Source organism: Francisella sp. XLW-1 (assembly GCF_008711455.1).
GTDB classification, from domain to species: Bacteria; Pseudomonadota; Gammaproteobacteria; order Francisellales; family Francisellaceae; genus Francisella; species Francisella salimarina.
The window spans coordinates 1-15,760 of sequence record NZ_VXKP01000004.1; the positions used below are offsets into that span (position 1 = coordinate 1).

Below are 15,760 nucleotides of genomic sequence, written 5' to 3' on the forward strand. Positions count from 1 at the left end.
AAACATACAGTTTCTGTAGACCAACCAAAAGTTTTTTATAATGAAATTGTAAATTTTATTTATGGTACTAAATAACTATCTAAATACATGCATGACCCTTTTTTGACAGAATCCCGGCCGGAGGTCATATTGGTCTTGTAGTTATATGTAATTCCCTGACTGATCTCACACTTTATTAAAGTATCAGTATTTACTTCTACTTGTGGTGGTTCCGTAAAGTCGTTTAATCTATAAAAATGTGGAACTTGAGAAATGGATAAACCTATCCTATTACACCCCCAATATACACTATCATTCACTACTATTGGTGTTAATATCAACATACTTTTGTCTTCTATATTGCTAGTATCAATTACTATATTATGTCGACTATTAATCTTTCCTGTTTTTTTAATCTCTTCTATTACTCTAATTTTTTCAGATCCTATACCGCTCAATAAACTTGATATCCTTGCTCTTGAAATATAGTCGTTATAAATCTTCGCTGGCATTGCTAATAATATTCCAATTATAGCTATTATCACGATCAATTTGAGAAGAGTATATCCTTTAATAATTTACTCCATATTCACGAGTATATCATTAATTGTAACAATACATATGTTTATTTTTGATAATTTTTGTATTAATTTTACTTAATGTTAAACCACAAAATATCTTTTGCTTCAGTTAAAACCTAGGCTTTAGAACTATCTATTCTACCTCTAATATCTTGAAATGCTTTTAAACCAAATAAGTGCATACTTGCATAAATATAATCAAAGATTCCAGCTTGTATAGCTTCATAATTAGCCCAAACTGTATCTGTTGTATACATATACAGTTGGATTGGTAAACCTTTCTCTGTAGGTTGTAATTCTCTTACAATAAATAACCAACCGGGCTCTGTATGAATTTTTGGATGATCTTTTAAATAGTGTTCTAAGTATTTTCTAAACAATGTTGTATTAATCAATTCATCCTTATTACAAGAGTTTATAATATCATCCATATAATTTAGTTTTCTTAAATTATCAATAGTTCCGACATCACAAAACTTAATACTATCAACATCAATATTGAAAGATCTTTTAATCTGTCTGCCACCCATTTCAAACATACCACGCCAGTTTTTAACGCTATTTGTGATTAATGAGTAAGTAGGAATGTTATAGATTGTTTTATCAAAACCTCTAATTTTTACAGTATTAATTGATATTTCTTGGACAGTTCCTTCTACACCTAATGACTGTATACTTATCCAATCACCAACTCTAACCATATCTAAAGCTGCTACTTGAATATTAGTAGCAAAGCCTAAAATTGTATCTTTAAAAACTAGCATCAACACTGCTGATAGTGCGCCTAAGCCAGTTAAGAATGCAATAGGTGATTTATTTAGTAACAAAGATATTACTAATATTACTCCAACTAAATATAATAAAATCTTTACTACTTGTGCATAGCTTTTTAGAGAGTAATATTTAAATTCATGCAGGGACTGAAAATAGCTAAAAATAGCATCAATCAAAGATATAAAAAAAGAAATTATTGATATTGTAATGTATACCTCAGCTATTAACTGGATAAAGGAAACTAATTGTGTAACCCACGGATACTCATTACTACTTATAAATCCAATTACAATATATATAAAAACAGCAGGAGCAATATGAGCCAACTTATCAAATATTTTGTTTCTTATAAGTGATTTGCCTAATGATGAGTTAGCCTTAAAAAAAATCTTTTCAGCAAGGGTTGATATATATTTGCTAATTATCTTATTTATAAGCCATGAGAAGAATAGAACAGCTAACAATATTACTATAAAACTCAATACTACCGTTAACGTAGAATCATTTGTCAATTCTATATAATATTCCTTTATAATATCCATTATGTCAAACTTCCTTAGTTTTCTATTTTGTCTCTTTACTAGGTAATAATTCTGCTATCTGAATGACTATTCTTGTCATAAGGTCTGATTGTAAATAACTCCAGATCCTCTCTAATTCATTATTCTGAGCTAATTGGGTACTTGCGTTTGATTGCCAGAACATTTGTGCATTAACGGTACTATCAGGAACAACTGGTGTTTTGACCTTAGGTTTAACAACATTATATGTTATCGTATATATCGCAAGGAAAGTATTATTTGATGCTCCACCGACAACACTGGTCATTTGGGTATTTTTGGTAGCACTTTGAATATTTATTATATAATCTGCATCTTTTTCTTGTTTTTTACTTTTTATAACAGTGGCTCCATAGCCAATAAGCCTACGTCTTAACTCAGTAATTAAACTTGGAGGTGCTCCACCTGCATTATAAATATAGAACTTAGTATCAATAAGGCTACTAAAATTCCCAGCATTACCATCAGCAAGGTCACCACGAAGGTGGAATCCACAACCTGATAATAATGTAGCAATTATTAATAAATATAAGGTCTTAGTATAGTTTTTTATCATTGTATATACCTATTTGACTACAATATTGATTAATTTCTGAGGCACATATATAACTTTTATTATTTGCTTATTTTCGATAAAAGTTTTGATATGCTCATCATCTAATACCTCTTGTTCAACTTGATCTTTTGTTAATGAGGCATCTAACTCAAGTTTTGCTTTAACCTTACCATTAATCTGTACAATTAAAAGAAACTCATCTTTTTCAAGAGCTTTCTCATCAACTATTGGGAATTTAGTGTGTAGAATATCATCTCCTAGACCGATCTCTTGCCATAAATAATGACAAATATGTGGTGTGAAGGGTGATAGTATTCTTAATAAAATACTAAAGCCTTCTGACTTAACACTATCTGATAAATTATCATAATTGTTAAGCGTATTTAAGATTTTCATACATGCTGAAACAACTGTGTTAAATTGACTCTTTTCAAAATCAAAAATAGCTTGTTTCAAATTAGCATAGATCTCATAACGAGCTTTTTTATCATTTTTTGATAATGCTCCAGTATCTATAGTGACATTTTTTGCTAATATCTCTTTATTTGTATAAGCATAATTATATACTTTACGTAGGAACTTATTAGCTCCATCAACACCAGTTTCTGACCATTCAAGTGATTGCTCAGGAGGCGCTGCAAACATACTAAACAACCTAACAGTATCAGCACCATATTTATTGATAAGCTCTTGAGGATCAACAGTATTGCCTTTAGATTTAGACATTTTAGCGCCATCTTTTAGCACCATACCTTGTGTTAGTAGGTTTTTAAATGGCTCATTAGAAGTTATTAAACCTTCATCACGCATTAATTTATGGAAAAATCTTGCATAAAGCAGGTGCATAATAGCATGTTCAATACCGCCAATATATTTATCAACTGGTAACCAATAATTAGCTTCTTCATTTAGCATTTCATTAGCAGTAGGGCATGTATATCGTGCATAATACCAAGATGATTCAAAGAACGTATCAAACGTATCAGTCTCTCTTTTAGCAGGTTTTCCACATTTTGGACAAGCAACATCTAGAAACTCAGGCATATCTTTTAGTGGAGACCCAGCTTCTGTAAGAGTTACATTGGTTGGTAATTTAACGGGTAAGTTTTCTTCTTTTTCAGGAACAACACCACAGTCATTACAATGTATCATAGGAATAGGACATCCCCAGAATCTTTGACGTGAGATACCCCAATCATGAATTCTAAAGTTAGTAGTTTCATAGCCCTTATTGTTATCAAAAAGGTATTTTTTCATTGCTTGATATGCTTTTTTGAAATTCAAACCATCAAACTCTCCAGAGTTAGTCAAAATACCTTTTTCTGTAAAGGCTTCTTTATCTAAGTCTAATTTTGACTTATTATCATTAGGCTTAATAACTTGTTTTAAAGCAATATTATATTTCTGTGCAAATTCCCAATCTCTTTGATCATGTGCTGGGACTGACATTACAGCTCCAGAACCGTATCCCATAAGAACAAAGTTTGCTACCCATACATCTACAGTTTCACCAGAAATAGGGTGGATTACTTTTATAGAAGTTTTGAAACCTTTCTTTTCTTGAGTAGCCAAATCAGCTTCCATAGTTGATAATTTCTTACATTCTTCTATAAAAGAGGCTAACTCAACATTAGTTTCTGCTTGTTCAAGAGCAAGAGGGTGCTCAGGTGCTATACCCAGATAGCTAACTCCCATAAGAGTATCTGGACGAGTTGTAAATACCTCAATTTCTTGATCAGAATTTTGAACTTTAAACTTAACAGTCAGACCTTTTGATTTGCCAATCCAGTTAGTCTGCATAGTCTTCACAGCTTCTGGCCAACCATCTAACTGGTCAATATCTTTTAGAAGTTCATCTGCATAATCTGTGATTTTCAAGAACCATTGCGGAATTTCTTTCTTCTCTACCAAAGCTCCAGATCTCCAACCTCTGCCATCAACCACTTGCTCATTTGCAAGTACTGTTTGATCAACAGGATCCCAATTAACTACTGAATTTTTACGGTATGCTAAGCCTTTTTTGTATAGTTGAATAAAGAACCATTGTTCCCATTTATAATAATCTTCATCACAAGTCGCTATTTCTCTAGACCAATCAAAGCTAAACCCAAGAGAATCTAGCTGTGATCTCATATATGCAATATTGCTTTTTGTCCACTCATAAGGAGATTTTTTGTGTTTTATTGCAGCATTTTCTGCAGGCAATCCAAAAGCATCCCAGCCCATAGGGTGAAGAACATTTTTACCTTGCATTTTTTGATATCTTGCAATTACATCTCCAATAGTATAATTACGTACATGTCCCATATGAAGAGTTCCACTTGGATATGGTAGCATTGACAAACAATAGAATTTTTCTTTATTCTTATCTTCTGTAGCTTTAAATGAATCATTTTTACGCCAATATTCTTGCGCTTGTTGCTCAATCTGAGTAAAGTTATATTCGTTCATTTAGATATTAATTCCAGTTAATAATTTATTGAAAATATAATTGCTTAATTTTATTTGAAAATGAGTAAAATATCTAGGAAGTTTATTATGATATAGTATTTACTTAGCCCAAAAGAAATATTTAACAGTATTTATCTAAAATAAGCTTAATTCTCTGCCATCCAAGTTTCTAAGATTACACAAGCTGCCAAGGCATCTACTTTTATATGTGATACTTTTTTACTTTTTACTTCTTCTAAACGCCATCTTGCTTCACGAGTTGAATATGCTTCATTGATAAGATGAATATTTCTTTTATAGCGTTCTTTAACTTCTTTAGCAAAATCTTTAGCTGCCTTTGTTATATCTGTTTCAAAATCTTGAGTATCTAATGGTAATCCTATAATAATATCAGAAGGATTCCAGCGTTTAACAATCTTATCAAGCTCAATCCAGTTAGGCACTCCATCATAGGCTTCAACTGTACCTATAGGAGTAGCTGTTTTGGTAATCATTTGCCCACTAGCTAATCCAATTCTAGCTTTACCATAATCTATTGCTATTAAAGATTGAAACATTAGCAATTCCCTATGTTTTTGAATAAACTATCTAGACTTTGTAAAGTATAGCCAGCATGTTCAATATGGTTTTGCCATTTTACTTTATTCTCATGATTAAATAATATTTTTTTGCTTAATTTACTTGTTACAATCCAATCATTGGATTTTATTTCATCCGTAAGTTGGTCAGCTGTCCAGCAACTATAGCCAACTACTGGCAAAAAATACTCAGGTAAAATATTATTTGCTAAATCTTCCAGAATATCCATAGAAGCAGTTATAGCAAGACCTTCATCTAGTTTAATTGTAGAGCTATAGTTTCTGCCATTTGTAGTATGCAAAATCATAATTTTATGGGGGCTAATAGGACCACCCATATAAAGAGGGTAGTCTAAAATCTCATTAAATGTATTGCTATGAGGAATCTCTAATTCTTCAAAGACATCTTTTAGTGTATCACTTAAAGGTTTATTGATAATCAAACCCATAGCACCATGACGATCATTTTGGCATAGATAAATTACAGATTTAGTAAATATAGCATCATCTTTGATAAGTGGAGTTGCTAATAAAATTTCACTTTTGTGGTTTTGGAACATATTATATTTCTTAAGTATAAAAATTTTTTGTAAAAAATGGCAAAAATAAATGCCGCAGTGGCGATAATTTTAGATGAACAAAGTGCTAAAGTCTATATAAGTCTAAGACAAAAGTTTCAAAGCTATAGTGACTACTGGGAATTTCCTGGTGGTAAGGTAGAAAAAAATGAAACTTTTGAACAATGTATAAGAAGAGAGGTTTATGAAGAAGTTGGCGTAATAGCCAAATCAGTAAGTTTTTATTTTCGCAAAAAACATATAAATAAATATAATGATGAAGTTAATCTAGAGTTTTTTATAATTAAGGATTATGAAGGTAAACCTTATGCTAAGGAAAACCAGCAATTAAAATGTATAAGCATCCTTGAGCTTAATAATTATAAGTTTCTGCCAGCAAGTTTAGAAGTAATAGCAATGTTACAACAAGATTACTCATACGATAGTTAGTATCAGTTAATAATTAAGCATTTTGTAAAAAGGTTAGAATATAAATTAATGATCTATAAGATAAGTATGTAATTTAACATAATATATATTATGCGAATTTATATATTTTATTATTCCGCAGTAATAATCTTAGTTGATTTAGTTATATTTGCCCAAATTATTATAAATATAGCAATTGTTGCTATGCCAACTATTATATTGATTACAGGAACTACATTTAATAAAGTCAAGCCCACATACCAATATACAAGTGAAGCTTTAAATTTTAATTTTTTTTCGTGCGTTTGATTATATAATTTAGTTTGCTCATCTAACTTTACAGCTGTTACCACTAATGCTATATATGACCATATTGGTATTAGTTGAGTCTATAACCATGCTGGGTGTATTTGCTGACCACTATTTATAGTAACTAAAGCTTTTGCTAATTTTTGTTGCGATAAAATAAATAAAACTGAAACAATCAAAGATGTAATTATTAAAGCTACTGCACATATTTGTATAATGAGCATCATTGTTTCTGGAGATATAGAGTTTATCATTTTGGACTAAATGTATAATTAAGCATGTTGATTATTTTATATAATAATTAAGTATCAGTAAATCATACAATTAGCTATAGATGATAAAATGTCATAATGATTCCAACAACCAAGAAAACGGTCATTTTTCTTGCTTAAATAATTTCAGTAGTATAGAATAATTTCAAATTCATATACACAAAGTTGTCAATTATCATGAACAAAATTTCTTAGGTCTGCCCAATTTGGGCAATTCGTAGACAAATAATAAATATATTTGTTATTTAGCAAGCCCTTAAAGATTTTAAGAAATATGATGATACACAAACCTATTTTCCTAAGAAACCTTAGTCTTAATTTTAAAAATAAAACCTGTTTTGAAGATTTTACAACAACTATATATCCTGGTGACAGGATAGCTATTATTGGTAGAAATGGTAGTGGCAAATCAAGCTTACTAAATATTCTACGTGGAAAAATATCGCCATCAAGTGGTGAATTAACTATTCCCGATGATATTTGCACTGGTTATGTTGAGCAAACGATTAATGATTTTACTCATTTAAGTGGTGGACAGAGATTCAATAAAAAATTATCTCAAGTATTAACTAAATATCCAAATTTACTTTTATTAGATGAGCCGACAAATCATTTGGATAAAGATAATCGTAAAAGCTTAAATAATATGCTTATTAGATACCCAGGATCTTTGATTATTGTTAGCCATGACATAGAATTACTACGTAGCTGTATTGATACTGTATGGCACATTGATAATAATAAAATTTATGAGTTCACAGGTTCATATGATGATTATATAAGGCAGATTAAACATAATAGAATGTCCGTAGAAAAAGAACTAATATCTCTTAAACGTGAGAAAAAAGATGCTCATAATAATTTGATGAAAGAACAAAAACGTGCAGCCAAAAGCAAATCTAAAGGACAAAAAAGTATAAGTCAAAGAAAATGGCCAACAGTTGTAAGTAATGCTAAAGCAAATAAGGCCGCTCAAACATCAGGCAAGAAAAAAAGTGCTATTGATAAAAAGAAACAACAACTAGTCAATCAACTATCCGAGATAACTTTACCAGATATTATTTTACCAAAATTCTCTTTAACAACTGAAAATATAAGTTCTAAAAATATATTATCAATAAATAATGCAGATGTTGGTTATGTACAAGGTAAGCCTCTTCTAAAAAATCTTAGTCTATCATTAGGTGGGAGAGAACGTATAGCAATTTATGGTAAAAACGGTTCTGGTAAGTCTACTTTATTAAAAGCAATTTTAGAGTATGATGAGGTTATAACAACTGGTAATTGGAGTTTACCTGAATGTAAATATATTGGTTATATAGATCAGCACTATTCTAATCTTAATCCAGAGATTTCAATCTTTGATCATGTCAGAAAGACAAGACCTGATTGGAATGAAAGTGAAACACGTAGTTATTTAAATGGTTTCTTATTTAGGAAAAATGAAGAAGTATTTAAATTAGTGCGATATTTATCTGGTGGTGAAAAAGCTAGGCTTTCTCTTTGTTTAATTTCTGCTAATCTACCAAAAATACTTGTATTAGATGAAATTACAAACAATATAGATATTGAAACTAAAGAACACTTAATTCAAATTTTAAAACATTATCCTGGTAGTGCTTTGAGAGGGATAGTTAAGAAAAATCAGTGCTATGTGCAATAAAGCGTCATATTTGTAGCTATACTATCTTGTCTTTGTTTGATTACAAAATTTGTTGGTGCTGAGAAAATATTTATACTCGTAGTTTCATCTTCAGGTATGGTTGGATGTATGATTTGGATAATTATTAGTTTATGTCATATCTACTTTAGAAAAATGAATAAATTCTGCTTTGAAAGTCCCCTACTTTCGTGAGATATCTTTTTGATTTTTCACATTTTGAAACATACAAAATATCATTAATTACATAATAGATCGCATCCTGCGAAAATTCCGCACCTAAATTACAAGCTTCATCAAGCGATTTAGCATCAAACATAAAACCATTTTCTTTGTGCTTAGGTGACTTATCGAAACCATTAATTTCATAGAGCCAACTATATGACTTTTCTAATTGATTTCTTAATATTTGATTTCTAGCTAAATTTTCTTGATCTTCAAGAAGCTGATTAAATGGATTGTATGCTGTAATAATCGCAAATTGGTTAGGATACCTGCTAGGCAATATAGGAACTTCAAATTTAGTTGTAAAATACCATTCACAAAGATCTAAATTAGAACTATTATTCATAAGCCTTTAGCTTTTGCTCTAATTGGCTACCTGTATGGACACCAGTAAGCGTTTCTACAGGCTGACCTGCTTTGAAAATTATCATAGTTGGTATACTTCTTATGCCAAATTTAGCTGCTAGACTTTGATTATCATCGACATTGACTTTGACAATCATAGCTCCTGTATAATCTTTTGATAACTGATCAAGTATCGGCGATAAAGTCTTACAAGGACCGCACCAATCTGCATAAAAGTCTACTAATATAGGTTTTGCAGAACTACTTATTAATTTATCAAAGTTAGCTTCATCAGTCTTTATTACTTTGCTTAATGCCATACTATCTCTCCATAAATGTTACATTTGCTCTTATATTAATATCCTGAGATACAGCTACTGGATTATAGCTATTTGCATCATTTTCATTATAAGCTGCTGTTTTCATTAACATAACTGTATTTCTAGGCTTATATCCGTCTGTATCAATATACTGTACTGATTGAATAATATAGTTACTATTAGTCTGTTTATTAAAATTAGTAAGATAATCCTTTGTATCCTTAAAAAGTTGTATCATAAGTTTTTGTTTTGCAGCCTCGACTTCTTTAGCAGGAGGATTATAATCTAATACTTTTACAGCTAATCTTTTTCCAGAAGATCTGTCTTGATTTTCAATTGCTTGTTGTAATTTATTCAAATCACTTTGAGAAATTCTAGATTGAAGTTGTATCGTAATATTAATAGCACCGCTATTGTTAGTATTTTGTTCAATGTTTTTAACTTTCCAGTCAGACTTTACAATGTTGTTGATACTATCTGTAATTTGATTTTCTATACTATTTTGTTTATCTAATGAAGTTGTTGCATAACAAGTCACTTCGACAAGTATGCTATCACTCTTTATCGTGGTTTCACCTTGAGTTGTATACTTAATGGTGTTGTACTCGGCACAGTTATCTGATGCTGCTACGGCAAGAGAGATAGAGCTAACAAACCCAATCAAACAAAATGGAACTAACTTTTTCATATATACGTCCTTTAAGAAAACACTTATATAAATTTAGTCTAGCAGATAATGAGATATTAATCAGGTTCAAATGTAGCAATTGTTACTAAGAATTATATTATATCGTGAAGAATATCATCTAATGCCTCTAAGATTTGCTCTTTCATTTCATTTTCAAATGGGAAATCATCTGATGTTAATTGAGATTTAACAAAGCTCTCTAAAAGTAAATGCTGAGCACTTTCTAAGGACAATCCTCTAGACTGTAAATAAAAAAGAGCATCTTTATCAAGCTCCCCTATTGTTGCACCATGTGTACACACTACATCATCAGAGAAAATCTCTAATTCTGGTTTTGTATTAATCTCAGCTTTATTACTTAATTGAATATTTTTATTGTTCTGAAAAGCTTGAATTTGCTCTATACCTTTATTTACGACTGCTTTTGCATTAAACCATGCTTTAGAGCTACCATTAGCTACACCTCGGAAGTTTACATTACTATATGTGTGAGATGCATTATGATTAACTAAAAAACATGCATTAGCAATAGCATTATCATTTACTAAATATAATCCTCTGATATCAAATCTAGAGTATGGCTTATTTAGATTTACTACAAAATCATTTCTAAGAAGTGCATCCTTATTCAATAAGTTAAATCCATTAAATTCAGCAGCGCGATCTAAATTGATTAGATAATTAGCTGTAGTAATTAACTGAGTATTATTTGGATTATCAGCATTGTTTGTGAAGTTTACTTTTGCTGATTCTGCAATATTTATGTCTAAAAACAGGTTTATGGCTGAATTTTCTGTAAGACTTACAAAGTCGATATCTAAATCTAGATTTGCAAACATATCAACGTCTAATTTTAGAGATATATTTGTTAGCTTATCTTTAGCCATATCAGTATTTATAAAGATTAGACTTAAAGAATCTTTAGTATCTTTAGGTATACTTATAGCCAAGTGTTTAGAATTTTCTATTGCTAACTTAGACATAGTTCTTTGATCTCTATGTAGCTCTAAAGCACTAATATGATTCAGTTTTTTGTTGTAATCAATAGCTAAAACACCATCTAGTATTATTACAACATTTTCTTCCGTATCAAATTTAAAGCCTTCTAAATAATCCTTAGACTTAGGAGAATCTTTAAGCATTTCAGATATGCCACTTTTGCTATATATAGTAGCTAAGTTAGTATATTTCCAGCTTTCTTGTCTAGTAGTTGGTAGAGATTTATTATCTATTAACATTATTATCAACCTTTAGCTATTTAACCAAGAATATCCTTTTTCTTCTAGCTCAAGAGCTAGCTCTTTACCACCTGTTTTGACAATTTTACCATCAGCTAAAACATGAACAAAATCAGGTTGTATATGATCTAAGAGTCTTTGATAGTGAGTAATTACTAAAAAGCTTCTATCATCAGATCTCATATTATTTGCACCTTGAGATACCACCTGAAGAGCATCAATATCTAGTCCTGAATCAGTTTCATCTAAGATAGCAAGCTTAGGTTCAAGCATCATTAGTTGTAGCATTTCATTACGTTTTTTCTCTCCGCCTGAGAAGCCTTCATTAACTCCACGCGACATGTATTTCTGATCTATTTTTAGAACTTGCATATTTGCTTTTAGCTTTTTCATAAAATCTATAGCATTGATTTCTTCTTCGCCATTTTGCTTTCTAATGCTATTTACAGCTGTCTTTAAAAATTGAACATTACTAACACCAGGAATCTCAATAGGATACTGTAAGCTTAAAAAGATACCTGCTGCGGCTCTTTCGGATATAGATAGATCATCTAAATCTTTACCGTTAAATGTTATCGACCCTTGAGTAATCTCATAGCCATCTTTACCAGCCAAAACATTACTTAGTGTACTTTTACCAGCCCCATTAGGTCCCATAATTGCATGGACTTCACCTTTGTTAACTTTTAGATTTAAGCCTTTTAGAATCTGTTTCTTTTGTTCGCCAACACTTACATGTAAATCTTTAATTTCTAATAACATTTTATTAACCTTTTAACTTATATAATTCTAAAGTTTAACCAACAGCACCTTCTAAACTAACTTCCATTAGTTTTTGAGCTTCAACTGCAAACTCAAGTGGTAACTTTTTAAATACTTCTTTACAAAAACCATTAACAATCATAGCAATTGCATCTTCTTCCGAAAGACCTCTTTGCTTACAGTAGAAAAGCTGATCATCAGAGATCTTTGAAGTTGTAGCTTCATGTTCAATTTGAGATGAGTTGCTCTTATTTTCTATATACGGGTATGTATGTGCACCACAATTATGCCCTATGAGTAATGAGTCGCATTGAGAAAAGTTTCTAGCATTAGAGGCATTAGGCGATATTCTCACGAGCCCTCTATAAGCTTGAGAAGCTTTACCTGCAGAAATACCTTTTGAGATAATCGTACTCTTAGTATTTTTGCCAAGATGAATCATTTTCGTACCAGTATCAGCTTGTTGAGCGTGACGAGTTAAGGCTACAGAATAGAATTCACCAATTGAGTTATCTCCACGTAATACTACTGAAGGGTATTTCCATGTAATAGCAGAGCCGGTTTCAACTTGTGTCCAAGAGATTTTTGCGTTCTTATGACAAACACCTCTCTTAGTAACAAAGTTGTATATACCACCTTTACCTTCTTTATCTCCTGGATACCAGTTTTGTACTGTAGAGTACTTAATCTCAGCTCCATCTAAGGCTACTAACTCCACCACTGCTGCATGAAGCTGATTTTCATCACGCATTGGTGCAGTACATCCTTCCAAATAGCTAACATAACTGCCTTCATCTGCAACAATTAATGTTCTTTCAAACTGTCCTGTATTCATTGCATTTATTCTGAAGTATGTTGACAGTTCCATAGGGCAAGTCACACCTTTAGGGATATATACAAATGAACCATCACTAAAAACCGCAGAATTTAGAGCTGCAAAAAAGTTATCACCTTGCGGTACTACAGAACCTAGGTATTTTTGCACCAATTCAGGGTGTTTTTGTACAGCTTCTGAAATAGGACAAAATATTACCCCTGCTTCAGCTAATTTTTCTTTGAATGTTGTTACAACTGAAACTGAATCAAATACAGCGTCAACAGCTATGTTTTTAACTCCAGCTAACATCTCTTGCTCATGCAAAGGAATACCAAGCTTGTTATACGTATCAATAATCTCTGGATCAACTTCATCTAAACTTTTAGGATGATCTTTTAATGATTTTGGCGATGAATAATAGCTTATGGCTTGAAAATCAATCGGAGGATAGCTTAAATCCGCCCATTTCGGTGATCTCATTTCTAACCATTTTTGATACGCTTTGAGGCGCCACTCTAGTAGAAATTCAGGTTCATTTTTTCGCGCAGATATCAGACGGATTACATCTTCATTAAGACCTGCATCGATAGTCTCAGCTTCTACTTCAGTTACAAAACCATGCTCATAATCTTGTTCAATGATTTTATCTAAATTTTCGCTCATATCTTAACTTTTGCCCTTCTTGTTGACAATATCATAGATTGATGTTTTTGAAAGTAAATCTAACAGTTGGTTATTCAACACTTTCCAATAACTACTTACAGTACAGTTTCCTATACTACACTTTTTTTGTAAATCACAACACTCTGTAAGATTTACATCCTTTTCTACAGATCTAACCACATCTAATACAGTAATATTTTGAGGATCATCAACAAGTGTGTATCCACCTTCTATACCGCGCTTTGAGACTACAATATTTGATATTGAAAGCTGATTTAACAACTTTCTTACTGTAGGAATATTCAGTCCCGTGGTTTCTGCAATTTTTGCAGCACTATAAGGATTTGAGTTATTTTCAGCAATTGTTACAACTACTAGCAAACCGTAGTCGAGTAATTTACTTATTTTTAGCATAATCAACTCTAATCTATACTAATTTAGTATCATATTGTGAATATAATAATATTTATAATGCTTAAAGTAAATTAAAAAATTGATTATTTTTAAACCTTAGACTAGTATTTGTAAATAGTTAAATACTACATTTGTTATTATAACAACTAATTATGAGAATAGCTATTTTAGGCGCAGGACAACTTGGAATATATTTAACACAGAGATTAAGTCTGGATCATCAGGTTTCTATAATTGATTTAGATGAAGAAAAACTTGGGTTTATATCTTCTGCTTTTGATGTCCAAACGATTATTGGAGATGTTACAAAACCTAACATAATGATGGAAGCTAATTTTAAAGATACAGATATGATCATAGCGGTAACATCTAATGATACAACCAATATAGCTGTGTGTGATATGGCTTATAAGCTATATAAAACACCATATAAAATAGCGCGAATCCGTGATACAGAATATAATAGATTCCCAAAACTGCTTAATAATATCGACTTAGTTATAAAATCATTTTTTGAAACGACTAAGAGACTAGAACAGCTAATTTTTTTATCAGGGGCGTATTTTATTTCATCATTTTTTGATAAGCGTATCCAACTGGTTGGAGTTGAGGTTTCACAAGACTCACCGCTAATAGGCTTGTCTGTTAAAGATATATACTTAGGTTTAGGTGATATTAAAGTTGACATAATTTCAGTACATAGAAATGGTAAAAAGTTAGATATAGACGACACTGATATTCTAGTTGAACCAGGTGATAGAGTTATGTATTTGTCAGAAAAAGCATACTCTTCTCAAATTCTATCAATTTTTCAGCCCAAAAAAGCAAATATTAGAAAGATTTTCATTGCTGGGATTAACTATGCAAGTATCACCCTTGCAAAATCATTGGAAAATAAAGGCTATATAATAAAAATGATTGATCCTAATGCTGAAAAGTGTGAATTTGCTCTGAATGAGTTATCAAAGTCTACAATTTTACATTACAACCCTGTAAATAATAATTTATTAGTTGCTGAGGGTATTGATGAAGCAGATATGTTTTTTGCCTTAACTAACTCCGATGAGATAAATATCATGTCGTCAATTTTGGCAAAAAAACTTGGTGCTCAAAAAACAGTTGCTACTGTAAATAGCTCTGAATACTATGATATAACTAGAGATTTGAAACTTATAGACATCTCAATTTCTCCTCATAATTTCTCATACACAACAATCAAAGCGTTTCTAACCCAGGTAGATATGCTTAAAATGTATGAAGTTGAAGATAGTGAGGAGATGTTTGTGGAGCTAAAAGTACATGGTCAAGAAAACATGTCTACAGTTATTGGCAAAAAAATAACAGATCTAAAACTGCCAAGTGGCTTAAAAATATTAGCAATTATGAAAGATGATAATACTCCTAAATTTTTTACTGATAATTCTCTCATTAATGATGGAGATAGACTAGTTATAAAAGTTGACAATAAAAGTGCATTGCAGACCCTTGAAAAACTTTTTCAAGTAATGCCTTTATACATCGCATAAAATATTGATAATATATATGTGGTTAGGTTAATATAAATCTATCGTATAATTTGTTC

The 15,760-nt window shown here is 31.0% G+C and carries 17 protein-coding genes and 1 pseudogene; 4 read left to right on the top strand and 14 right to left on the bottom strand.

Translation table 11 applies throughout. The features are described 5' to 3' along the window. Window positions 1-59 precede the first annotated feature (59 nt). The 6 genes from F3D59_RS06440 to F3D59_RS06465 all read right to left on the bottom strand — a co-directional run bounded on the left by F3D59_RS06440 (window position 60) and on the right by F3D59_RS06465 (window position 6,039). The gene (locus F3D59_RS06440; RefSeq protein WP_191092449.1) at window positions 60-524 is read right to left on the bottom strand and encodes a hypothetical protein; all 465 of its coding nucleotides are present in this window, start codon (window positions 522-524) and stop codon (window positions 60-62) included. A gap of 152 nt (window positions 525-676) precedes the next feature. Continuing rightward, the gene (locus F3D59_RS06445; RefSeq protein ID WP_150464234.1) at window positions 677-1,876 is read right to left on the bottom strand and encodes a mechanosensitive ion channel family protein; all 1,200 of its coding nucleotides are present in this window, start codon (window positions 1,874-1,876) and stop codon (window positions 677-679) included. Between the two features lie 22 nt (window positions 1,877-1,898). Then, window positions 1,899-2,450 carry an LPS assembly lipoprotein LptE gene (gene lptE, locus F3D59_RS06450; protein WP_150464235.1) on the bottom strand — a complete coding sequence of 184 codons (552 nt, stop codon included), beginning with the start codon at window positions 2,448-2,450 and terminating at the stop codon, window positions 1,899-1,901. Between the two features lie 9 nt (window positions 2,451-2,459). Further along, the gene (gene leuS / locus F3D59_RS06455) at window positions 2,460-4,901 is read right to left on the bottom strand and encodes a leucine--tRNA ligase (protein WP_150464236.1); all 2,442 of its coding nucleotides are present in this window, start codon (window positions 4,899-4,901) and stop codon (window positions 2,460-2,462) included. A 146-nt stretch (window positions 4,902-5,047) separates the two neighbouring features. Beyond that, on the bottom strand, window positions 5,048-5,458 hold the full coding sequence (gene ruvX / locus F3D59_RS06460) for a Holliday junction resolvase RuvX (protein WP_150464237.1): 411 nt from the start codon (window positions 5,456-5,458) through the stop codon (window positions 5,048-5,050). Continuing rightward, a complete protein-coding gene (locus F3D59_RS06465; protein ID WP_150464238.1) occupies window positions 5,458-6,039 on the bottom strand; it encodes a YqgE/AlgH family protein in 582 nt (193 codons plus the stop codon). Before F3D59_RS06465 ends, ruvX begins: the two co-directional genes overlap by 1 nt. Window positions 6,040-6,075: 36 nt before the next feature. Between F3D59_RS06465 and F3D59_RS06470 the strand changes: the two genes are divergently transcribed. After that, complete coding sequence (locus F3D59_RS06470) at window positions 6,076-6,486, top strand: (deoxy)nucleoside triphosphate pyrophosphohydrolase (RefSeq protein ID WP_150464239.1); 411 nt, start codon at window positions 6,076-6,078, stop codon at window positions 6,484-6,486. Between the two features lie 368 nt (window positions 6,487-6,854). On the opposite strand, the gene F3D59_RS09970 is transcribed toward F3D59_RS06470, so the two are convergent. Then, entirely contained in the window at window positions 6,855-7,028 is a 174-nt protein-coding gene (locus tag F3D59_RS09970) for a hypothetical protein (protein WP_191092450.1), read from the bottom strand. A gap of 292 nt (window positions 7,029-7,320) precedes the next feature. Between F3D59_RS09970 and F3D59_RS06480 the strand changes: the two genes are divergently transcribed. Both F3D59_RS06480 and F3D59_RS06485 read left to right on the top strand, forming a co-directional pair. Then, window positions 7,321-8,709 carry an ABC-F family ATP-binding cassette domain-containing protein gene (locus tag F3D59_RS06480; RefSeq protein ID WP_150464240.1) on the top strand — a complete coding sequence of 463 codons (1,389 nt, stop codon included), beginning with the start codon at window positions 7,321-7,323 and terminating at the stop codon, window positions 8,707-8,709. A 3-nt stretch (window positions 8,710-8,712) separates the two neighbouring features. Further along, window positions 8,713-8,862 (top strand): annotated as a pseudogene (locus tag F3D59_RS06485) (amino acid permease); the annotation flags it as partial. Here F3D59_RS06485 and F3D59_RS06490 read toward each other — a convergent pair. The 7 genes from F3D59_RS06490 to F3D59_RS06520 all read right to left on the bottom strand — a co-directional run bounded on the left by F3D59_RS06490 (window position 8,855) and on the right by F3D59_RS06520 (window position 14,178). Beyond that, on the bottom strand, window positions 8,855-9,277 hold the full coding sequence (locus F3D59_RS06490) for a DUF3293 domain-containing protein (protein ID WP_150464241.1): 423 nt from the start codon (window positions 9,275-9,277) through the stop codon (window positions 8,855-8,857). The pseudogene F3D59_RS06485 and the gene F3D59_RS06490 overlap by 8 nt on opposite strands. Beyond that, entirely contained in the window at window positions 9,270-9,596 is a 327-nt protein-coding gene (gene trxA / locus F3D59_RS06495) for a thioredoxin (protein WP_149368254.1), read from the bottom strand. The genes F3D59_RS06490 and trxA overlap by 8 nt, the downstream gene beginning before the upstream one ends. 1 nt (window position 9,597) lies before the next feature. Beyond that, on the bottom strand, window positions 9,598-10,284 hold the full coding sequence (locus F3D59_RS06500; protein WP_150464242.1) for a hypothetical protein: 687 nt from the start codon (window positions 10,282-10,284) through the stop codon (window positions 9,598-9,600). A 92-nt stretch (window positions 10,285-10,376) separates the two neighbouring features. Further along, complete coding sequence (gene sufD, locus F3D59_RS06505) at window positions 10,377-11,522, bottom strand: Fe-S cluster assembly protein SufD (RefSeq protein WP_146421385.1); 1,146 nt, start codon at window positions 11,520-11,522, stop codon at window positions 10,377-10,379. Between the two features lie 12 nt (window positions 11,523-11,534). After that, window positions 11,535-12,284 (bottom strand): Fe-S cluster assembly ATPase SufC, encoded by a 750-nt coding sequence (gene sufC, locus F3D59_RS06510; RefSeq protein ID WP_013923116.1) that lies wholly within the window; start codon window positions 12,282-12,284, stop codon window positions 11,535-11,537. A 34-nt stretch (window positions 12,285-12,318) separates the two neighbouring features. Further along, window positions 12,319-13,764, bottom strand: coding sequence for a Fe-S cluster assembly protein SufB (sufB, locus tag F3D59_RS06515; protein WP_150464243.1), 1,446 nt, complete (start codon window positions 13,762-13,764; stop codon window positions 12,319-12,321). Window positions 13,765-13,767: 3 nt separating this feature from the next. Next, on the bottom strand, window positions 13,768-14,178 hold the full coding sequence (locus F3D59_RS06520; RefSeq protein ID WP_013923114.1) for an SUF system Fe-S cluster assembly regulator: 411 nt from the start codon (window positions 14,176-14,178) through the stop codon (window positions 13,768-13,770). A 152-nt stretch (window positions 14,179-14,330) separates the two neighbouring features. Here F3D59_RS06520 and trkA point away from each other — a divergent pair, with 152 nt between their 5' ends. Continuing rightward, window positions 14,331-15,704: a Trk system potassium transporter TrkA gene (gene trkA / locus F3D59_RS06525; RefSeq protein ID WP_150464244.1), complete on the top strand. Its 1,374-nt coding sequence runs from the start codon at window positions 14,331-14,333 to the stop codon at window positions 15,702-15,704. The last annotated feature ends 56 nt before the right edge of the window (window positions 15,705-15,760 follow it).